12 protein-coding genes are annotated in these 22448 nt (G+C 37.6%); 4 read left to right on the forward strand and 8 right to left on the reverse strand.

The features are described 5' to 3' along the window. The first annotated feature begins 1449 nt into the window (after positions 1–1449). Positions 1450–2724 (forward strand): amidohydrolase family protein, encoded by a 1275-nt coding sequence (locus LEP1GSC049_RS213060; protein ID WP_004759140.1) that lies wholly within the window; start codon positions 1450–1452, stop codon positions 2722–2724. A 295-nt stretch (positions 2725–3019) separates the two neighbouring features. Here the strand turns inward: LEP1GSC049_RS213060 and hflX are convergent, their stop codons facing one another. Next, on the reverse strand, positions 3020–4729 hold the full coding sequence (hflX, locus tag LEP1GSC049_RS213055; RefSeq protein ID WP_478219555.1) for a GTPase HflX: 1710 nt from the start codon (positions 4727–4729) through the stop codon (positions 3020–3022). 213 nt (positions 4730–4942) lie between these two features. Here hflX and LEP1GSC049_RS213050 point away from each other — a divergent pair, with 213 nt between their 5' ends. After that, positions 4943–6391 carry a HEAT repeat domain-containing protein gene (locus LEP1GSC049_RS213050; protein WP_004753048.1) on the forward strand — a complete coding sequence of 483 codons (1449 nt, stop codon included), beginning with the start codon at positions 4943–4945 and terminating at the stop codon, positions 6389–6391. On the opposite strand, the gene LEP1GSC049_RS213045 is transcribed toward LEP1GSC049_RS213050, so the two are convergent. The 7 genes from LEP1GSC049_RS213045 to LEP1GSC049_RS213015 all read right to left on the reverse strand — a co-directional run bounded on the left by LEP1GSC049_RS213045 (position 6380) and on the right by LEP1GSC049_RS213015 (position 17044). Further along, positions 6380–6793, reverse strand: coding sequence for a response regulator (locus tag LEP1GSC049_RS213045; protein WP_004753334.1), 414 nt, complete (start codon positions 6791–6793; stop codon positions 6380–6382). The genes LEP1GSC049_RS213050 and LEP1GSC049_RS213045 overlap by 12 nt on opposite strands. Then, positions 6790–8688: an ABC transporter ATP-binding protein gene (locus tag LEP1GSC049_RS213040; RefSeq protein WP_004752998.1), complete on the reverse strand. Its 1899-nt coding sequence runs from the start codon at positions 8686–8688 to the stop codon at positions 6790–6792. Before LEP1GSC049_RS213040 ends, LEP1GSC049_RS213045 begins: the two co-directional genes overlap by 4 nt. Further along, entirely contained in the window at positions 8685–9263 is a 579-nt protein-coding gene (locus LEP1GSC049_RS213035) for an anthranilate synthase component II (protein ID WP_004752880.1), read from the reverse strand. Before LEP1GSC049_RS213035 ends, LEP1GSC049_RS213040 begins: the two co-directional genes overlap by 4 nt. After that, entirely contained in the window at positions 9263–10684 is a 1422-nt protein-coding gene (trpE, locus tag LEP1GSC049_RS213030; RefSeq protein ID WP_025177965.1) for an anthranilate synthase component I, read from the reverse strand. Before trpE ends, LEP1GSC049_RS213035 begins: the two co-directional genes overlap by 1 nt. 86 nt (positions 10685–10770) lie before the next feature. Further along, positions 10771–11934 carry an acyl-CoA dehydrogenase family protein gene (locus LEP1GSC049_RS213025; RefSeq protein ID WP_004752996.1) on the reverse strand — a complete coding sequence of 388 codons (1164 nt, stop codon included), beginning with the start codon at positions 11932–11934 and terminating at the stop codon, positions 10771–10773. 1253 nt (positions 11935–13187) lie between these two features. Next, positions 13188–15941 (reverse strand): DNA polymerase I, encoded by a 2754-nt coding sequence (gene polA / locus LEP1GSC049_RS213020; protein ID WP_004759136.1) that lies wholly within the window; start codon positions 15939–15941, stop codon positions 13188–13190. Further along, positions 15938–17044, reverse strand: coding sequence for a glycosyltransferase (locus LEP1GSC049_RS213015; RefSeq protein ID WP_004759148.1), 1107 nt, complete (start codon positions 17042–17044; stop codon positions 15938–15940). The genes polA and LEP1GSC049_RS213015 overlap by 4 nt, the downstream gene beginning before the upstream one ends. An 831-nt stretch (positions 17045–17875) precedes the next feature. On the opposite strand from LEP1GSC049_RS213015, the gene LEP1GSC049_RS213010 reads away from it, so the two are divergent. Next, positions 17876–18652, forward strand: a complete 777-nt coding sequence (locus tag LEP1GSC049_RS213010; RefSeq protein ID WP_004753160.1) for a class II glutamine amidotransferase — start codon at positions 17876–17878, stop codon at positions 18650–18652. Between the two features lie 554 nt (positions 18653–19206). Further along, on the forward strand, positions 19207–21552 hold the full coding sequence (gene amt, locus LEP1GSC049_RS213005) for an ammonium transporter (protein ID WP_016560895.1): 2346 nt from the start codon (positions 19207–19209) through the stop codon (positions 21550–21552). The last annotated feature ends 896 nt before the right edge of the window (positions 21553–22448 follow it).

Raw genomic sequence — 22448 nt, forward strand, 5'->3', positions numbered from 1 at the left:
GCGAATGAGTTGGCGAAATGGATTTTTTATAAAATAAGTTTTTAATTTGATAACGTCCACCAAACGACGATTTTATGAAAAAGAAACTTAGATAAAATAAATTTCTAATTTGGTAAAGATATTTAAGATGATTATTAGAGTTGTTAAAAAATTAATTCTTGATCTGTTTGCGTTGTATTGAAATGGACAATTAAAGCAATTTTGTTAACTCCCGTTATGGAATTTTTCAACAACTCTATTAGAATTATTGAAAATTTCATATCTAATATTAGTAAAACGGCATTATCTCTTCACTTTAACGAGAAAGAAGCAAAAGAAATTTATTTTTCAATAACTTTATTCTTTAACGAAGATTAGATTGTTGCTTTTAATTTTATAGAGGTTCTTAATAAGACACTGATTTTTCAGCGGTTTCATAGAAAGTTTTTCTTTAACGAGTTAGACTCTTTGATGAATTTATTCGTAAAAATATTTACAGCGTGTCCAAAACACAATTCTACTTTATTAAAAAAGATTAAGATAACGTGAAAGGGAGCGATGCGAGGAAAACTCAGCAAAACGCTTTCCTGAACTCAGCGTCTCGCTTCTACGGTCACTCGAAGTAACTCAGTGTCTCACTTTCATGGGGCGTTCGACGAGTCGCGTTTGAAACTCAGCAAAACGCTTTCCCACGGGTCGCGTTTGAAACTCAGTAAAACGCTTTTTACGAAAGCGTTTTAGGTTGTTCAACGGGTTTTGTTGTGATTGTGATTCTCGTAGAAGGTGAGTTTTGGGGATAAATCTTATTATTCGAGGATAGTGCTATGTCAGTCTATTTACTGCTCGGACGTAAAGGCAGTACCAAAAATTAGCAATCGATTTTACTAAAAATGCGGAAGCCATTCAAAAAAATGGCGTTTAATCCAGATTTGTTGACTCTTTGAAGGAGATCCTACATCAGCATAAGTATCATTTTTATTCGTCCGAATAGCAAAGGAGTAATTACGTAAAAGTCTTTAATCCTTTGGTCTGTGGTCAATTTTTCCGTCAAAAAGCCGGGTGTGGGAACTCATACAAATTGTAATTTTATGGATAAACCCCGAAAATGTAATAGTTCCCACAGAAACTGTCACTTTAGAAAAGTTGATATACTCGTTGTTGGTATGGATTACTTTGCTCCATAGATAATGTGAGTTCAGTGTGAAGAATCCATGATTCATTTTTCTGAAAAAAATTAGGATCTGAACTTTATAGATTAATTCCTAAAATGTGGGAACTACTGCAAATCACGATTGTACGAATAAATTCTAAAAATGTAGGAACTCTTACTTTTCAGAAGAATTTTCCCAATTTTTTACGCCGAATTCACGTTCAATGAAGATTTAATAAAAAGAACTTATTGATAAAAGAGATAAAACTAAAAACTCTGAGTTGTTACGATCTTTCAAGTTTATTCAAAAAGGATTTTAGATGATTAAAAAAATATCCGGTAGGATCGTTACTCATGAGAAAGATTTTTTAGGAACTGTGGAATGGGATTCTAAAACAGGATTAATTTCAACCGTTTTAGAACAAAAAGAATCTATTCCTATTTTGAATTCACAACGCCAGGAAAATGAAATTCAATTCGATTCTTTAGAGACTGTGATTTTTCCGGGATTCGGAGACATTCATATTCACGCGAGAGAAGACGAAAGTGGTAAACACACTTACAAAGAGGATTTTGTTTCTGCAAGTGCCGCCGCCGTGAACGGTGGAGTGATTCACGTGGCAGACATGCCGAATAATCCGATTCCCCCAATCGATGAAAATTCATATTCAAAAAAACGCAAGTTAGCTGATATTTCAAATATACACATAACGTTATATGCGGGAATCGGGCCGGATACGAAACCGCTGAAAAAATCAGTGCCTTATAAGGTTTTTATGGGACCGAGTATTGGAGAACTTTTTTTTCATAACAATCAAACCTTGGAAGATACAATTTCCAGTTATGTGGGTGAAAATGTAAGTTTTCACTGCGAAGATCCGGAAATTTTAGAAAAACATCAGAACGAAACGTTTCATGAAGACAGAAGACCGGCTGAAGCGGAAACGACGGCGACTGACTTTGCATTGTATCTAATTGAAAAATACAATCTCAGAGGTAAACTTTGTCATTATTCTACCGGAGAAGGTCTGAACAAGATCAAATTTGCAAAACAAAAAGGAATAAAGGTCACGTGTGAGGTTACTCCTACTCATTTGTTTTTTGATAGGTCTATGTTGACTCCGGAAAATCGTCATTGGTTCCAGATGAATCCTCCTCTAAGAAATAAGGAAGATAGAGAAAGAATGTTGGAAGGAGTCAAACAAGGTTGGATCGATTATCTTGCTACGGATCATGCTCCTCATAGTATCGAAGAAAAACGTAAAGGTACGAGTGGTATTTCTCAATTGGATACATATTCACTTTTTGTAACATGGTTGATTTTGAAAGGAGGGGTGGAATTAAAAACGGTCGCAAGAATCTGCGCAAAAAATCCAGGCGATTTTGTGAACGAATATCTTCCTGAGAAATTTGGAAAGGGTTTTGGAAGAATCGAACCAGGTTATTCTGCCAATTTCACGGTCTTAAATTTAAAAAAGCCAAAGAAGTTTTTAAAGGAAGAAATTAAAAGTAAATCTGGTTGGTCTCCTTTTGAAAATTTCGAATTTCCAGGTTCGATCGAAGCTGTGTTTTTTCTTGGAAAACAGATGAAGTGAATCGATGTTGTCTGTGGGAACTCCCCTGTGTGAGTTTAACAACAAAATATCAGTTTAGAAATTTGTAAATCACCTGTAAGAGACTTAATCTGTGGGAACTACTGCGCTTTATCAAAAAATTTTCTTGTAAAATCGAGATTTGTGGGAACTACTGCGAATCACAATTTTAAGAACAAATTCTAAAATTGTAGGAACTCATACTTTAAAAAAATTTTCATACCGAATTTACGTTAAAAAGTGTCTGGTATTTGGCATTGAAATAGGATTTTACAATCAAAATTTATGACAATCGAGATCAGTAAACCGAATTGGTGTTGGAATAATTAGAACGAGACAAACTGTAGATTCTATCTTCTAAAAGATCCAGAAAAGTTTTTAAACCCCAACCTTGAAACGCGGAAACTAAAACCGAATCGGAAAAAGAATCTATTCCTAAATCCTCTTTTAAATCGGCAATCGCTTCCAATCCCGGACCGTGATCTACCGAAGATTTTTTATAACCGTTCGAATCGTTTTCAATCGCCCAGATACTAAATTTTTCAAGACGATCAATTTTATTAAAGACTTGGATCATAGGTATATGAGAAAGTTCTAATTCTTCTAAAATCTTTTCAACCGCTTCCATCTGGAGTTTGTAATCCGGATTGGAAACGTCTACAACATGAACTAAAAGATCCGAATCACCTAATTCCTCCAAAGTTGCCTTAAATGCGTTGGAAAGTTCGGGAGGAAGATCGTGTATAAAACCTACCGTATCTGAAATTATAATTTCTCTTTCCTCTGGAAAACGGATTCTTCTTGTAGTAGGATCCAGAGTTGCGAATAACTTATTTTCCGAAAGAACTTCGCTGTTTGTCAGAGCATTTAAGAAAGTGGATTTTCCTGCGTTTGTATAACCAACGATTCCGACGGCAGGTAATTCGTTTTTCTTTCTCTGTCTACGATTGATTTCTCTTCGTTTTTTCAAAGACTTAAGTTCCACTTCGAGTCTAGTGATTCTTTCTTCGACTCTACGTTTGCCGATTTCGAGTTTTGTTTCTCCGGGACCTCTTCCTCCGATTCCACCAGTCAACCTGGACATGTTATCGTCTAACTCCGTTAGGCGCCCTTTGAGATATTTTAATTGTGCTAATTCAACCTGAAGTTTACCGTCTCTACTTTTTGCATTTCTCGCAAAAATATCTAAGATAAGTTGTGTCCTATCAATTACCTTGATGTCTGCAATGTCCGAAATCTTTTTTGCTTGAGAAGGAGTCAGTTCAAGATCGAATACTAAAAGTTCTACGTGTTTTTGAATCGCCTTCAAGATGATTTCTTCTAGTTTTCCTTTTCCTAAAACCGTAGAAGGATCGAGACGATTTTTCCTTTGTATAAACGTATCTACAACGTGAACCTCCGCGGTTTTACAGAGTTCTTTTAATTCGTCCATAGATAAAGAAGGATGTCTACCCGCGTTTTTTTCCGGATAAACACCGACTAAAAAAGCACGGTTTTCTTTTTGAGCGTCCTTGAGATTTTTTTTGGAACGAGAAAGTCTGGATTCTATCTCTAAGATTTCTTCTAGAATTCCTTCCCTAAGTTGTCCGGGATATTGTTTAGGAAGAACGGTCCAAAGCTCGTCTTCCGATTCCGGATTGAGATGAGCGGAATAATATCCGTTTGGATTTCCCGAATGATCCATAATGATAGCGGTAAAATAATCTAAACGCAACAAAGCTAAGTCGGTTAAATCCTCTTGATTCAAGGATTCTCCCTTTAAATGAGTATGAACTAATCTGAGGCCTCTTAATCTTGCCTCGGAAGTACGGAGTCTATCTAAAAATGGAATTTCGATCGAATTATCAGAACCCACCAATACATGGGTGACGTAACCAGACCGATCGATTAAAACTCCGATTTGTTTGCCAATTTCTAAGGATAATTCGCAGATATTGCGCGCCAGTTCTTGATTGATGATTACGTCTTCCCGAATTCTTTTTTCGGAAATTTTTTTCAGTCTTTGGATTTGATTGGATTTGAGGCCGTTAAGATTGCCGCTGAGCTTACTAATAAAATATTCTCCCTTTTACTAAAACTTAACAGCTTTCAACATATACGTCAAGCATTCCGATTTTTGGAAATCATGCTTGTCACGGAAAAAAATAGGAAAAATCTGAAAAATCAGTCGAATTTATGAATAGAATTCCTGCGAAAAAATTTTAATTGTCAAAGGCACACCATGTTATCATTTTCCAAATTACAAAAATTATCTCTTTATGTTATTCTTATTTCTCTCTTAAATGTTTTCTCAAGTTTAGAGGCGGAATCGTTCAGTAAACCTTTTCCAAAACAAAACTCTTTTCAAAAAACGGATGCTACGGAAGAAGACACCGAAAATCCAGATCCGGAAGAAACTCCACCAAAAGAAAAAGAAACCGATTCAACAGAAAGTTTGAATATAGACGATCCAAGAACTTTAACGGAAGAATGGGACGGAGTTTCTTCTTATGAAAGAAGGAAAAGAAAGGACCTCACTCTCAAAGAAAGACAAGAAATTGACTACGACCTTTCAGTTAAAAAAGGAATTCTAACGGTTTTTAGGGCAGAAACTGAAAAACGTTATAAGACTCTGGATCGGATCGCTCTTACTCATCCGATCCCAAGAGTCAGAGCTGCTGCCGTTTTAGCAATTGGTAGAATAGGAAAAGGTGGGATCAAAACCCTTCATCAGGTGATTGAAAAAGATGGAGAGGCTGTTAGGCAGGCCGCCTACAGAGCGTTAGCTGATATAGGTTCTCCTTCTTCTTTGAATTATTTTTTTAGTGGAATTAAATCCAGTGATCCGGATATTCAATTTTCCTCATGGAGGGGAATGGGTAAAACTCAAGATCCTTCTGCGAGAGACGCTTTACTTCGTCAGGGAATCCGTTCTTCCAGGAAAGAAATCGTAAAAGCTTCCATCTTAGGGCTTGCGGCGTTTCAGGTAAACGAGGATCTCAAACTTTTCAAAACGTATTTGAATTCTGACGATCTCGAACTTCAAAAAACCGCGATCGAAGCTCTGGGAATCCATAAAACACGTGCTTCCTTAAGAATTCTAGAACAAACTTTAGAAATAAAACCCCAATACGTTAAAATTATCATAGAAGCTATAGGTCAAAATACCAGTCTCTACGGAACGTATTCTTTTATTAGAATATTAGAAAATTCTACTTCCGAAGACCTTACACAAAGGGTTATGCAACAATTATATCTTAGAAAGGCTTTTTATCAGTTCGGAACCGTAAATGTAGAAGGAGCGTATTCTCAGGAAAGTCCTTATCCGGCATCTCGTAAATTACATCCGCTTTCTCCGGGTGAGGTGGGAAAAATTCTTAAAAAAAGCGATCGTAGATTTATTCAAAAAGTGGGAAATAAATTTGCGGAAGATCATTATTATCTTCTTTTATTGGAATCTAAAAATCCGGAAAGTTATTACGAAACGATTCAGTCTTGGGTTTTTGGACCGTATCTGAAAATTAGAACAATCACTGCTCCGCCTACAATGCCAAAAGAAAAAAAGGTAAAGAAATTTTTGAAAAAAAGACCGCCTAACTATAAATTTACTCCCGCTTCTGAAATGGAAGAAACCGATCCGGCTCCTCCTTCCAATCAAAACGAAGAAGAAGGTCCTCCTTTAGAGAATTGATTCGAAAGTTATTTTTGATTTTAGAGAGGTGGAAAGAAATACCACCTTTCCTTCCTTTAACGGAACTTTGGGAACCATCCAACCGATTCCTGCAAACCAAGGTAGTATAGAAGCAGAAAAAAACATCACCCCTGGAAAATCAAAACCGGTGGTTGCAATGATTTTATTTCCAGCGTAGCCGTCCTTATGAATTTTTCGAATCATCCAAAGTCCCGAAGTTTGGGTCTCCATAGTGATGTCGGTTACGATCGTATGAAAACGATTTTTATCCTTGGAATAAATTTCCCAGCCTTGGGCTGCGTTTACGGCTCTTACGGTTTCAAAACCTTTTTGTTCAAACCAGACCTTTAAGTTATTTGCATAACGGTCGTTGTCGTCCACGATTAAAACGTTCTTCTTCATGGTAATACTCCGTTGTTGATGGCAAATTGATTGTCTGATAATTTTCTATATATTCCGTTTTTCTCATATAGGGAATTATGATCCCCTTCTTCCACGATCTTTCCGTTATCCATCACTATAATTCTAGGAATATCCTTGATCGTGGAAAGTCTATGAGCAATTACGAATGTAGTTCTATTTGTATATAATCTGCGGAGTGCGTCGCTGACTAATCTTTCCGATTCTACGTCAAGGGCGGAAGTTGCCTCGTCCAAAATCATAATTTCTGGGTCTCTCAAAAGGGCTCTTGCGATTACAAGTCTTTGCCTTTGCCCGCCTGAAAGATTTAAACCTCTAACTCCTAAGATACTGTCGTATCCGTTGTCCATCTTTTTGATAAAGTCGTGTGCGTGTGCAAGTCTTGCGGCTCGAATCACGTCTTTGCGAGTCGCTCCCGGTTTTCCATAGGCGATGTTATCCGCAACGGAACCATGAAATAAAAATATGTCCTGGGTTACGATACCTATCTTTTTACGAAGATCTCCTAGACTTAAATCCCGAATGTCGACTCCGTCAAACTCTATCGATCCGGAAGTAGGATCAAAAAATCTAGGGATCAAGTCCATCAAAGTGGATTTTCCGCAACCACTTGCGCCTATAAGTGCGATCGTTTCTCCCTTTTTGACTTTGAGATTAATATCTTTTAAAATGGCGGAACCGGTTCCTGGATAAGAGAAGAATAAATTTTTAAATTCTATATTTTGCGATAGTGGAAAAGCGGTTATCTTACTTTCTTCGCTATGATCTTCCGTTTCTAAATCGATGATCTCAAAAATTCTTTTTCCGGAAGCGATGGACTGAGTCACCTTTCCTACCATTTGAGACAATTGAGTTAAGGGTCTGAGTAGAAATAAAAGAGTCAAAAGGAAAGCCATAAACTCTCCTTGTGTGAATCTTCCGTTGTAAATTAGACTTGCACCCGCGGCAAAAAAACCAAGTACCACGACTGAAGAAGTCAATTCTACAAGAGAAGGTGCGATCTGGAGATAAAACTGACCTTTAAAATTTCTACGATAAACGTTTTGATTGATCTTGCCGAATTTTTCCTGTTCGTATCTTTCGGAGTTAAAAACTCGGATCACCTTTATTCCGGAAATCATTTCCTGAATGTTCGCGTTTAGATCTGCCATTTTCTCTTGAGATTTTGCGGTAGATTTGGTGATTTTTCTAGTAAACAAAGTGACCGGAAGGATGATGACCGGAACCGTAAGACACGCGACTAGCAATAATTCAGTATTCAAATATAATAATACCATTAAGTGTGTGATCACGTAAAAGAAATTGATCGTAGCGTCTCTGAAATTACTGGAGATCACAGCTGCGATTACTTCCACGTCGTTGATGATCCTACTCATCATCAAACCGGTTTTTTCCTTAAAAAAGTAAGTTAAAGGGAGAAGTTGGTTTTTTTCGAAAAGTTCCTGTCGAATGTCCCGCACAGCCTTGTAACCCGCGGTGGCGATACAAAACACGGACAATAGATACGTAATTAACTTCAAAAGATATAGTGGCATTACAATGATACAGATGGACCAAACTACTTCTTTAGGTTCGAGTCCTTTTGTTCTTCCATTGATCCATTCTTTAACTTCGATTAACAGAAGTTTGGTTCTTTCTAATCCATCCAAAGAATCTTTCCCGAACACTTTTTGTTTGAGAAGAATCCTCTGTTCTGGCAGTGTCATTTGTAGTTGAAATCGAGTTTGTTTGTCATTTCCCAGAGAATCGAATAACGGAATGAGCGCCGTAAGTGAAACCGCGTTTAAAATTGCGGTTAACAGCGCAAATACGATTCCTAACGTAAAACGATATTTATAATGTACAGAGTATGATAAGAGCCTGAAAAAAAACTTCATAACTCCTGAACAATGGATGAAAAGTTTCTAATTAAATCCAAACCGGCACCGGTCATGATGGACTCTGGATGAAATTGAACTCCATAAAGATGTTTTTTAGTTTTATGACGAACTCCCATAATGACTCCATCGGGAGTTTTAGAAGCAATTTCGAGTTCCTTAGGTAGACTCTCCGGTTGGATTACGAGAGAATGGTAACGAGTCGCCACAAAAGGAGAGGAGATTCCTTTATAAATGTCTTTTCCGTCATGTTCTACAAGAGAAATTTTCCCGTGCATGATGGAAGGAGCCGATACGATTTTACCCCCGTGAACAAGACCGATCGCCTGATGTCCGAGGCAAACTCCTAAGATAGGAAGTTTGCCTCCTAATTCACGGATTACATCCAAACAAACCTTAGAATCTTCCGGGCGGCCAGGACCGGGGGATAAAATGATGGCTTTTGGCGAGAGATGATTGATTTCGCCTAACGTAATTTTATCGTTACGATAAACTTCGATTTCGTTTCCTATCTGAGAAAAATATTGATAAAGGTTGTATGTAAAAGAATCGTAATTATCAATCAGGAGAAACATTATTTCCATTCTCCTCTAAGTCCGTTTCTCGCAAATTCGACTGCCTTTAACAGTGCTGCCATTTTATTTTTTGTTTCTTCTAATTCTGACTCTGGAATCGAGTCGTATACAACTCCGCCACCCGCCTGTAAAAATGCTGTATCTCCGTAGAACACGATTGTACGAATGATGATTGCAAGGTCACTTTCACCTGAAAAAGATATATAACCTAAAGCTCCGGAGTAGATCGCTCTTTGAGTCGTTTCTAGTTCGTCTATAATCTCCATCGCACGGATCTTAGGTGCTCCGGAAACGGTTCCTGCAGGAAGTGTGGCACGAATCAAATCATATATGGTTTTTTCTTCGTCCAATTCGCCGGAACACTGACTTACAATGTGCATAACGTGAGAATATTTTTCAATTACTTTGAAATCGTTTACGTGAACACTTCCAGGTTTACAAACCCTTCCTAAATCGTTACGCCCTAAATCGACTAACATGATATGTTCTGAAATTTCTTTGGGATCGGAAAGAAGGTTCTCTTCTAAGAACTTATCTTCATTTGGATTTTTGCCTCGTGGACGGGTTCCCGCGATCGGACGGAGATAAGTCTGATTTCCCGCGTATTTTACCATAATTTCGGGAGAACTTCCGACGACGGTAATTTCGCCTAACTTAAGATAATACATGTAAGGACTTGGATTTACGGTTCTTAAACCTCGGTAGACTTGAAACGGAGGAACATCCGGTTTGAATTTCAATTTGCGAGAAGGAACTACCTGAAAAATATCTCCTGCGTGGATATATTCTTTGGCCTTTTCTACGTTTTTCTTATATTCTTCATCTGGAATATTCGGGTTTAGTTCTAAACTTCCAGTTGCTACTTTCGGATTTTTAATTTCTTCCGGAATAATTCCATTTCGAATCTCGTTTTCTATGGAATCGATTTTGTTGATTACAAAATCATAACATTCTTTTAAAGAAGAATGTTCTCCTACTCTTGCGTTGACAACAATTCTTAACACGTGATCAATATGATCGACTATTAGAAGTTCATCATAAATTCCAAAATAACAATCGGGGGCGTTTTCATCTTCTGGTTTTGTATTCGGAATGTTTTCGTAATAACGAACCGCTGCAAAGGATAAAAAACCTACTGCCCCACCCGCAAAAGGAGGAAGACGATAATCTTGAACGTATACGTCATTTCCCAAAAGATTTTCCAAAAGAACTAAAGGATCATAGGTGATTACTTCTGTAGGAGGTTCGTTTCCTACGGTGATATAAAAAAGACCGTCCTTACCTTGAAGAAGACGAGAAGGGGTTTTGCCTAAAAAAGAATTTCTTCCCAGTTTTTCTCCACCTTCTACAGATTCGAGTAGGAAAGAATTTTGAGAAGATTCACATCCCCATTTTGCAAACAGGGAAACCGGAGTTTCCATATCTAAAAAAATCTGTTTGAAGATAGGAATCAAATTTCCGCGTTCTGCTTGAACGGAAAATTCTTCGAATGTGAGTGAAAATTCTTTCAGAAGTTCGGTCCCTCGATTCCCTTTCCATCTGCGAGGAAACGGGAAACGATCATTCTTTGTATTTGAGAAGTGCCTTCGTAAATTTGGAAAATTTTCGCGTCTCTCATTAATTTTTCAACCGGATATTCGGTGTTAAATCCATATCCTCCTAAAACTTGAACCGCATCTGTACAAATTCTCATACACATATCCGCACAAAACATTTTGGCGATCGAGGCTTGGTATGTATTTCTAAATCCATTATCAATCATCCAAGCGGCTTGATAACAAAGAAGTCTTCCTGCTTCTATATCTCTGGCCATTTCAGCGATCATAAAAGAGATTCCCTGATTTTCCATAATCGGGCGACCGAAAGTATTACGCGTATTTGCATATTGAATGGAATGTTCCATCGCGGCACGTGCAACTCCTACGGCTCCGATTGCAACTCCTGGACGGGTATGATCGAAGGCGCCCATGGCGATTTTAAAACCTTCTCCTTCTCGTCCAATCATCTGCCAAGCAGGAACTTTCACGTCTTCGAATGTGATTCCGCGCGTGTCGGAACATTTCTGTCCCATATTGATTTCTTTTTTTCCCATGATAATTCCGGGAGTTTTTGAATCTACGATAAATCCGGTGATTCCTTTATGGCCTGCTGATGGATCTGTTTTAGTAAGTACGAAAAACCAATCCGCATAACCGGCGTTAGTGATCCACATTTTAGATCCGTTGATGATATATTCGTCCCCGACTTTTTTTGCGGAAGTACGAATGGCGGCTACGTCTGATCCTGCGCCTGGTTCGGTCACTGCATACGCCGCGAGTTTAAATTCTTCGGTCATCGGTTGAACGAATTCTTTTTTGATTCGATCGTTTGCTCCTAAAAGAACGGGTGCTAGTGCTAGATTATTGGCAAGAATAGCGGTTGCCATAGCGGAACATCCCCAGAAGAGTTCTTCTCCTATGATTACGTCGTCTAGTTCCTGCATTCCTGCGCCGTTAAATCTGGGTTCGATATGAATATTCATCAGCCCGATTTCCCAAGCTTTTTTTAAGACTGCGAGCGGGTATTCTCCCGTGTGATCGTGATGTTCCGCTTTTGGGCGAATTTCCTCTTTGGCAAATTTTCTGGCGAGATCACGTAATTCTTTCTGTTCACTGGAAAGAGCGAATTCCATTTTTATAGTACACCTTGGTCGAAATTGAACGGTCCCAGATAATCCCGCCTGGATCGCCGATGACTGGATTTGGTTTTCCGGTTCGGCCTCGAAATCGGTTTTGGGACAAAGCTCTGTATGCAGGATTCGAATAGAATCTTCTACCGTCAAGAAGGTACGAATGTGAAATGTTGTGCTCTGTAAAGTAGTACTTCTTTCCGTTTTGTTGCCGAATGGATCCGATTCAAACTGGAACTCTTTTCCTTTTTCAATCCAACTTTGAAAGTTATCTCGTTTTTTTTAAAAATCCAATCGTTTTCATTCAAAAGAGATTTTGATTCTTTTTTTCGTGGGAACTACCACTTTGTATTTTTCGTGATCTTTCTGGAAAAATGTGGGAACTACTGCGGTTTTACTTTTTGGGTGAATTCATAATTCTCTTTTAAAAATCTGTGGGAACTACCATTCTATCTATTTTTCGTAAGATTTCCGTTTCGAGTTTGTTATTCGGACGTCTATGAAAATGTGGACGGTTTTGTTTTAACCTAAAGAATTTAGGATTTGTCTGAAACCTGAATAAAAATCGTTTTTAATCTCTTTGTAAGATGTGGTAGTTCCCACAAAAACCGTCTTTTTTGATTGGCAGTTGATATCGACTTTTTTGCAATTTAGTTTTCTCGTATGAGTTCCCACATCTTAAAATTTTCACACTTGTTAACGGTTCTAAAATCGGGGCACGTCAGTATAAGTTTTCGATCGTTTTTTTATAATTTATAAAATAAACGTTCTTATTCTATCGTAAATTCGGTATAAGAAAATGGGAAAGAATTTTCTAAAAGTATGAGTTCCTACAATTTAAGAATTTATTTGTAAAATTGTGATTTATGAGAGTTCCCGCAGATTAAGTCGCATTACAGTTTTTTAAACATTCATTTTTTGTGACTCGAGTCGGGTAGTTCCTCATTTTATTTTTTATGGAAGGATCAGGTTTTTATAAAATGAATCTTACGCCGAACTCACGTTATTTTAACGCGAAAGGGATCGATGAATGAACTAAAGCACAACGCTCTCTATGAATCGCGTTGGAAACTCAGCACAACGCTCTCTATGAATCGCGTTGTGGGGTCAAGTTATGGAAATTAAAGAAATTGAATGTATAACCATAACACACAATAATTTGACCAGAACTAAAGAGCCTGGTCCGGCTTGCCGCCGGATTCGCCCCGGTTTTTTTACATCGAATTTAAGTTAATTAAAAATGTGGGAACTACCACTTAGTGAGCTTCGTCCCAATTGACTCCGAACTTTCCTTCTACAACGATTGGAAGATCCAAGGACATAGCAGTTTCCATATGTTTTTTCATGGAGGCTTTGAAATCATCTTTTTCCTTTTTGTGAACTTCAAAGACCAACTCGTCGTGAACTTGTAAAAGCATTCTGGATTTATAATGTTTTTTTTCTATATCTTCGTGAATCTTAATCATTGCGATTTTGATCATGTCCGCGCTGGTTCCTTGGATCGGACTGTTGATCGCGATTCTTTTTGCGGCCTCTTTTGCCGACTTATGAGTACTGTTGATATCCGTCACGGGGCGGCGACGACCCGTCAAAGTCTGAACGTAACCGTTCTTTTCTGCAAATTCCACCATCGAATCCATATAACTTTTTACACCCGGATACTGTGTCATATAACGTTCTATGAACGACTTTGCTTCGTCTCTTGGAATTCTAAGATTACGACTAAGTCCGTAAGGAGTTACACCGTAGATTACTGAAAAGTTGACTACCTTGGCCTTGTCTCTCATCTCGTGAGTAACGTCTATTTCAGGAACTCCGTACAAAGCAGCAGCAGTTCTTTTATGAATATCCAAACCGTGATTGTATGCTTCTAACATAGCAGGGTCCTTGGAGATATGAGCCATGATTCTAAGTTCGATTTGAGAATAATCCAGACTTAAGATTTCGTAGTCGTTTGAGTCTACGGTAAAACCTTTTCTAAGAAGCCTACCTTCCCGATCTCGAATCGGAATGTTTTGTAAGTTCGGATCTGTAGAAGACAATCTACCGGTTGCCGCGATCGTTTGATTATAACTCGTATGAATTCTCCCGGTTTTAGGATTTACCATTTTTGGAAGAGCATCCACGTAAGTAGATTTGAGTTTAGTATATTTTCTATAATCCAGAAGTTTTTCAATGATAGGATGTTCTCCTGCTAATTCCTCTAAGACTTCGTGATCGGTGGAAAAGCCGGTTTGGGTTTTTTTAACGATTCGTAATTTAAGATTATCGAATAGGATTTTTTGAAGTTCTTTCGTAGAAGCGATGTTAAACGGTCCACCGGCTTGTTTGTGGATTTCTGATTCCAGATGACGGATTTCACGATCGAAGTCCCGAGCCAATTCTTCAAAATAAGGCACATCGAGTGCGATTCCAGTTTTTTCCATTTTTGCGAGAACGGAAATCAAAGGCATTTCCATTTCGCGTAGAATTGGTTCTACACCGGAATCTTTAATAGACTTTCTAAAAATTTGATAAAGCCTGAAAGTGACGTCCGCATCTTCGGCCGCGTATTCTGCTACCTGTTCCGGATCTATGTCGGTCAGTTCTTTCTTTTTCTTTCCGGTGCCCACAAGATCGTCGTAAGTGATCGTATTATAGTTCAAAAATTCCTTGGCAAGATCGTCCATATTATGACGTCTTCCTTCCGGTCTAAGTACGTAAGAAGCGAGCATCGTGTCGAATTGAATATTATTTAACAGAAAACCATGATTTTCTAATACAATTAGATCATACTTTATGTTTTGTCCTACTTTGGGAACTTGACTAGATAACACCGGTCCCAGATGTTCCCGAACCTCGTCTAAATTTAAAGATTTGTCCTGAAATAGAGAAGCGTTGTTTTTTACAGAAACATAAAAGCCTGTTTTTTCCTGATTAGAAAACGAAATTCCCACAAGTTCCGCCATAGCGGGATTAGGCGAAGTGGTTTCCGTATCTACAGAAAGTACCCTGGATTTTAAAAGACCTCTGCAAATTTTAGAAAGTTCATCCGCGGAAGTGATCAACTTGTAAGAACCTTTTTCTGCGGTAGGAATTGTTACGTTTTCAGAAGAATCTGCGGCTGGTTCCGGATCTTTAGGAACTTCTTTTCCGGCTGATTTTGCAAGGTCTTTGGAAAGAGCGTTATAACCTTGGGATTTAAAATAAAGAATTGCTTGGTCCGATTTGTAATCCGGAATTTCTATGTCTTTTTCGGTGATTCCTAATTGAAGATCTCTTCGAATGGTAGCGAGTTGTTTAGAAAGATATGCGTTTTCTTTTTGTTCGGAAAGTTTGGTTTTTAATCCGGGGTTTTTAATCTTATCCAGATTTTTATAAACCCCGTCTAAGGATTTATATTCTTGAAGAAGTTTAGAAGCTCCTTTATCACCGATTCCTTTTACACCTGGAATGTTATCGGAAGTATCACCTACAATCCCCATGTAGTCCGGAATTTGTTTAACGTCTACGCCTAACTCTTCTTTGACCCAAGCGGAATCGATTTCTACAAACTCAGTAACACCTTTTTTACCACGGAGCATTTTTATATTCTTTTTTTCTAATAGTTGATATAGATCCTTGTCTCCCGAAAAAATAAGAATCTCTTTTGCGGTAGATCGATACGTTTCGCAGAGGGTTCCGATTACGTCATCCGCTTCTTGACCTTCTACTTTTAATATTTTGAAGCCGATTTTATCCAGCGTATCCATCACTTCTTGAATCTGAGGACGAAGGTCTTCCGGCATCGGTTTTCGATTGGCTTTGTAATCTTGAAATATTTTTCCTCTTTCCAGAGGACCACCCGGATCGAAAGTCATTGCAATGTGAGAAGGAGTATAATCCTGGATCAGTTTAAAAAGCATTTTAAAAAAACCGAATGTAGCTCCGCTCGGTTTTCCGGTTTTGGAATTGGTTAGATTAGAAGCGCCAAATGCGTAGTAGGCGCGGAATACAAATGCGTGTCCGTCTATAATAAGGAGGCGTTTCATATTTTTTCTCCAAAAAGATCTTCTCCTAAAAAGGAGTAATAGGCAAGTTCTGTTTTACGGATTGTGTTTTTTATGGAGAATCTTTTTACGGATTCTTTGTTAAAATTTCCAAACGTTTTGCGGAGTTTTAAATCGTCCATAAGAATTTCATAATATTTTGCTAGAGATTCTGAATCTCCTACTTCCGCAAGAAACGCTCCTTTTTCGTGGGTGAGCATTTCTCCGATTCCACCGCCTTTGGTTGCTACGATTGGGAGTCCCGCTGCCATCGCATCCAAAATGGAAGTTCCAAGCCCTTCTTCCTTGGAAGTCAGAGTAAAAATGTCAAATAAAGAAAAAATATCTGGAACGTCAGTTCTATAGCCGGTAAAAATTAATTTATCAGAAATTTCTAATGTATTTGCAAGGTCTTCCAATTCTTTTCTGAGTTCTCCTTCGCCTACAATAAACACTTTAAAGTTTTTAGACGGATCAATTTTAGAAACCGCTTTTAAAAGAGTTTTCTGATCTTTGTGGTCTACAAGGGCCGCGACGTTTCCGATTACGATCGTATCTTTTTTTAGGGAAAACTCTTTTTTATAGAGTGTAGGATTCGGAAGTTTTTTGACGAAGGCAAAATCGATTCCACTATGAACGGTTACGGTTTTTGCAGGATCAACTCCGTCTCTGAGTAGAATTTCTCGGATCTTATCGGATACGGTCAAAAAAAGATCGTTCCGTTTAGATTTATATTTCCAAATCGAAAATAAGTTTTTTCTAATGCTGAAATCCACTCGTCGAGAGACTATTAGTTTTGTATTTGGAAGTTTTGATTTTGCGAACAAGGCGAGTGTATGTGCCTTTGCAGTATGAGTATGTATGAGTTTGATTTTTTTTTCCAGAACGACGGCACGGATTGTTTGGATGGATGTAATATCCCATTCTCCTTTCATGTCCACGGCTTGAAAGGGAAGTCCTTGGTCGGAACATCTACTTTCCAGAGCGGAGCCGGGTCGGCCTAAAATGAGTTGTGGAATTTTTCTTTTTTTGAGCCCTTCTGCTAAGAGTAAGAGCTGTCTTTCTCCGCCTCTCCAGCCAATTTCCGTATCTATATGTAAAATCACCGGCTCAGTTTCCAGTTGGCTGTCATTTCTGCAAGGAATCCTTGAAAAATCACTGGACAGAATCTTCTGTTTTTGTGAATATTATTCTAATATATTGGATGGTAATTTGAGTTTGTAGAACCTTTTAGTAAAATCTTAGTGTGTGGGAACTCATACGAATTGTGTGATAGAAAGAAAAAGTTCGTAAAAGACGATAAGTCACAGAATGAGACAAAATCTGTGGGAACTACTGCAGGACCGAGATTTTACGATAAAAATTCTGAACCCGTGGGAACTCTCACAAAGTTTAAGTTTATCAAAAAATGTGGGAACCACCACGTTTTATTAACATAGAACAACCAATGCAAAAGCGGTTCTTATGCTAAAGTTACTCGAACGATCTGAAGCGTGATCTATAAAAAGTTTTGCTGAGTGAGAAATCATATCGGAGAGATGTGCTAAATTTAGAAAAAGAAATACTCGAGTTAAATTTCGAAGGAATTGATGCACTACTTAAACGCGAAAGGGATCGATGCGGGGTTAATAAATTGGGACTAAAGACGATATATTACATTATGTTTCTTGCATGCAATTTATTGACCAGAGCAAAGAGCCCGGTCCGGCTTGCCATAGGCAAGTCGGATTCGCCCCGGTTTTCTTACGCCAAACTCATGTTATGTGAATGTTGCGATTTATCCAAAGCAACGCATTGAGTTTGATGCGGTTTATGAGTCATTGAACCGTGAAATTTGCGAATGATTTTCTCAAATTTTTTTATACTGAACTCAGGTTGTATTAAGAATTTAAAAGGAATGGATTAAAATTTGGAACAAACTCTTATGGAAAAACAAAATGTGTGAACTTCTGGGAATGAGTGCAAATGTTCCGACAGATATTTGTTTTAGTCTGACCGGACTTGTACAAAGAGGTGGAAAAACAGGACCTCATAGAGATGGTTGGGGAATCGCATTTTATGAAGGGAAAGGTCTGAGAGTATTTCACGATCCTGAACCGGGGGTAGAATCTAAAATTGCAGCCTTTGTTCAAAAACTTCCTATTAAAAGTGAAACGGTGATCAGTCATATTCGTAAAGCAAATCATGGAAAAGTGGAATTAAAAAACACCCATCCTTTTATTCGAGAATTTTGGGGTTCTTATTGGACCTTTGCTCATAACGGGCAATTTAAAAAAATTAAACAAGAACCTTTAGGTGATTTTTATCCGGTCGGAAGTACAGATTCGGAACATGCCTTTTGTTGGCTGTTGGGAAAGTTAAAACGAAAGTTCAAAACTTATCCTAAAAAGGAAACAGAACTATTCAAAATCATTGAATCTTTATTGTGGGAACTCCATCAAAAAGGAGTTTCTAATATTCTATTAAGCGATTCTAAAAATTTATACGCGTTTTGTTCCACAAAACTTTCTTGGATCACAAGAAAATCCCCATTTGGAAAAGCCAGGCTTGTAGACGCAGATTTAAGCGTGGATTTTCGAAAAGTAACTACACCAGGAGATCAGGTCACGGTAATCGCAACATGCCCACTTACATCCAATGAAGAATGGACTATTTGCAAACCGGGTGATTTTTTCGTTTGGAGAAAAGGTAAAATCGTATTTTCTAATCAATGAAATTAGAATTATGATTTTCTATTTTGATCGCAGATCAAAAAGACAGTTTTGATTTTGTCTAATAGTTTTGAATCATTTACGATTTGTTCAAGAATTTACTGATTAGAGTGTCGTGAATTTTCAAATAAATCTTTATTTTGGGGCAGAATTTTGAACATTCTTATTCTATAACTTTCAGTAAAAGCTAAATTTGTGGGAACTCTCACAAATCGGGATTTTACAGATAAATTCTGAACTACCACGAACTTAATCACGAAAAATGAATGTTTCAAGAAATCGGTAAAGTGACTTAATTTGTGGGAACTCTCACAAATTAATAATAAAAAAATTCTATACAAAGAATAAATCGTTGATTCCAAGAACGATCTGGATTCTCTCCATGGAAAAGGTTTTCGAAAAAATAGAATCTAAATCGTAAAATAGAAATCTTTTACTTTTTCGTAGTTGGAAAGAATTTATTTTGGAATTACCCTACAATCAGGAACTCGAAGAAACGGAATCCTAAGAAGACGTTTTCTATAAAACTTCGAAAGAATGAATCATTTGGAAACATTATGAAAAACCGCATTACAAACAGAATCGTTTTGATACTTTTTTTAGGAATCGATCTTCCGTTATTTTCCGAATCTCCAGCCTTGGAATTATCTAAGACCGTGGATCCGATCTGGCTCATCCTCTGCGCTGCGTTGGTGTTTTTTATGCAGGCCGGATTTTTGATGTTGGAAACCGGACTTTCCAGACTAAAAAACACAATCAACGTGGCCGTAAAAAATCTTATGGATTATATCGTAGGAACGATCGCGTTTTTCTCCGTAGGTTTTGCTTTGATGTTCGGACTTTCTTATGAAGGTTGGATAGGAACCAATCATTTCTTTTTAAACGGTTTAAAAACGGGTAAAGATTTTTCCTTTTTTTTATTTCAAGTCGCGTTTATGGGAACCGCGGCTACGATCGTTTCGGGAGCGGTAGCCGAACGCATTAAATTTTCTGCATATTTAATCGTATCGGTTGTGGTTTCCTTATTTATCTATCCGGTTTTCGGACACTGGACATGGGGAGGAGGGTGGATAGCAAAGATCGGTTTTGTGGATTTTGCTGGTTCTACCGTTGTACATTCATTAGGTGGTTGGATCGCTTTGGCCGGAGTGATCGTATTGGGACCTAGAAAGGACAAGTTTAAGGAAGACGGAACTCCAAGAAAAATTCACGGGCATAATCTAACCTTTTCGGTGTTAGGCGTTTTTATACTTTGGTTTGGTTGGTTCGGGTTTAACGGAGGAAGTGCGCTTTCTTTTACGGACGAAGTCCCTTTGATCATTTTGAATACAAGTCTTGCCGGAAGCGTCGGAGGAATTTTTGCTATTACTTTTTCTTGGATTTTTTATAGAGTAGCATCGGTAGAAGATTGTATGAATGGAGTGTTAGGCGGTTTAGTAGCAATAACCGCCGGTTGTCACGCTTTTCAGCCCTACGCATCTTTGATAGTAGGTGGTGTCGCTGGAATTTCTGTTGTGGTCACTTCTTGGGTATTAGAAAAAATCCTAAAGTTGGACGATGTGGTAGGAGCGTTTCCGGTTCACGGAGTCTGTGGAATTATAGGAACACTTTTATTACCGATTCTATCAGAAAATCAAGATATTCGAATATATCCTCAATTGATTGGGGTTTTAACATGTTCTTTCTGGGCTTTCGGCTTGGGGATGATTCTATTTTTACTATTGAAGATTTCAATTGGAATCAGGGTGAACGAAGAGTTTGAAGAAAAAGGATTGAATGTCACGGAACACGGGGCAGGTTCCAGTTGGATTGATCTTATACATTCTCTTAAGGATCTTGCCAAAGGAGGAGGTGATTTAACGCAAAAGATTCACGTGGATTCGGGAACGGAAGCGGGAGCAATTGCGTTTTTGATGAATCGTTATCTCGCAAATTTAGGACAGATGATTTATACGATTAAAGAAAAGTCTATCGAATTAGAATATTCCTCCTCCGAGATTTCAACTGCTTGGGGAAAAATGAGTCAAGGTATTCAAAAACAAGCCGCAAATTTAGGAGAAGTTACTTCTATATTCGATTCTTTTAGAGAATCTTTTCAAAGAATTTCTTCTTCAGCGGCTCAACAAAAGGAAATGGAGACAAGCGCTAGTAAATTGTTAAACGAACTTGTATTTGGATTTCAAAAGTTCGATTCCGATTTGAAAAATAGTTCCGAAAAATCGGAAGAATCCGTCAAAACGATTGGTCTGAGCAGAAAAGAACTCAATCATTTAGAAACCGATATTAACGATATAGGATCTTCCGCTAAAAAAGTAGAAGGCCTAGTAAAACTATTAGGCGATATATCTGCTAAGTTGGGAATGTTATCTATCAACGCTTCTATCGAAGCTGCGCGTTCCGGAACGGCAGGAAAAGGTTTCGGAGTGGTCGCGGAAGAAATCAGTAAACTTGCTTCGAGCACACAAGAAAGTACAAAAAAGGCTTCGGAAATTTTAGGTGAAATTCAATCCACGGTTTCGCGCGGAAAAAATACGGTTCAAACGTCTGTAGAATTTTTTAAAAATTTAACGGAAGAATTTAGATTTTTGGCGGAAACTTACATAACGATTCGAGAAAGTAGTTCTCATTATTCTAATCTAATTGCAAACTTAAATCGTTTGAATGTTTCTATTACAAATCAGAGCGAAATCATCATGACGGATATCGACAAACGTTTTTCTGAAATTGGTAACCTTTATGAATCAGTGGATCTGATCAATGGTGCCTTTCATGAAATTTCTGCACAATCGGAAGAACTGAACGCAACCGGTGAATTTTTAAAACAACTCGCTGGAATTCTAAATTCACTCGTTCGAAATTTTAGAGTAGAACAAAACTCCTCTCAAGAATTAATTCCTGGATAAAGTGATTTCGAAAAACTTTTTGATTTTAATAATTAGAATTGTTGAAAAATTAATTCTTGATCTGTTTTAGTTGTTTGAAGTGGACAATTGAAGCAATTTTGCGAATCTTTACTATGGATTTTTTTAACAACTCTATTATAAAAAGGTAATAATTGCGGAATTTAAAAAATGTAATTTGTGGTAGTTCCCCGATTGTTTTACAAAAAAACTTTTTGATAAAACGTGTTAGTTCCCACAGAAACAGTCGTTTTGCTATTTTAACGTGAGCAGGAACGTAAGAGATTCGTTTTATAAAAACCTGATTTTTCCATAAATAGATGTTTAAAAATTTGTAATGCGACTTAATCTGTGGGAACTCTCACAAATCGTAGTTTTACCAGTTAAACTTTGAAAATTGTGGGACCTACTATAAAATAGAGTTGTTGAAAAATGAATTCTCCATCTGTTTCTATTTCATGGAAACGAGCAATTGAAATAGTTTTGTTAAACTGAACTATGGAATTTTTCAACAACTCTAATACAAAAAGAATTATCATCCATCCGGTTTTTGCATAAAACCGCTGTTTTGCGACCATCATCAAAATTTAAATTCGTTTTAACTTGAGTTCAGCTGAGAAAGAATTTTCTAAGTATGAGTTCCTACAATTTTAAAATTTGTTCGTAAAATCGTGATTTGCAGTAGTTCCCACATCTAAGGAATTTGATTCAATAACTATATGACAGAATACCCGATATTTTATTAAAGAATAGAGTTTTTGAAGAATGAATTCTCCATTTGTTTTTCGTTGTTTAAAATGAACAATGAGCAGTTTTGTTAAATCTCCATTATGGAATTTTCAACAATTCTAATAAAGTTTTTAACCCGATGTATGAAAATGATATTATGATGAACTTGT

This window comes from Leptospira kirschneri serovar Cynopteri str. 3522 CT (genome assembly GCF_000243695.2).
Lineage (GTDB): Bacteria > Spirochaetota > Leptospiria > Leptospirales > Leptospiraceae > Leptospira > Leptospira kirschneri.

Coding starts and splice junctions, on each gene's coding strand:
- LEP1GSC049_RS213060 (WP_004759140.1), top strand. CDS start 1,450: ATGATTAAAAAAATATCCGGTAGGATCGTTACTCATGAGAAAGATTTT.
- LEP1GSC049_RS213050 (WP_004753048.1), top strand. CDS start 4,943: ATGTTATCATTTTCCAAATTACAAAAATTATCTCTTTATGTTATTCTT.
- LEP1GSC049_RS213045 (WP_004753334.1), bottom strand. CDS start 6,793: ATGAAGAAGAACGTTTTAATCGTGGACGACAACGACCGTTATGCAAAT.
- LEP1GSC049_RS213040 (WP_004752998.1), bottom strand. CDS start 8,688: ATGAAGTTTTTTTTCAGGCTCTTATCATACTCTGTACATTATAAATAT.
- LEP1GSC049_RS213035 (WP_004752880.1), bottom strand. CDS start 9,263: ATGTTTCTCCTGATTGATAATTACGATTCTTTTACATACAACCTTTAT.
- trpE (WP_025177965.1), bottom strand. CDS start 10,684: ATGGAAACTCCGGTTTCCCTGTTTGCAAAATGGGGATGTGAATCTTCT.
- LEP1GSC049_RS213025 (WP_004752996.1), bottom strand. CDS start 11,934: ATGGAATTCGCTCTTTCCAGTGAACAGAAAGAATTACGTGATCTCGCC.
- polA (WP_004759136.1), bottom strand. CDS start 15,941: ATGAAACGCCTCCTTATTATAGACGGACACGCATTTGTATTCCGCGCC.
- LEP1GSC049_RS213010 (WP_004753160.1), top strand. CDS start 17,876: ATGTGTGAACTTCTGGGAATGAGTGCAAATGTTCCGACAGATATTTGT.
- amt (WP_016560895.1), top strand. CDS start 19,207: ATGAAAAACCGCATTACAAACAGAATCGTTTTGATACTTTTTTTAGGA.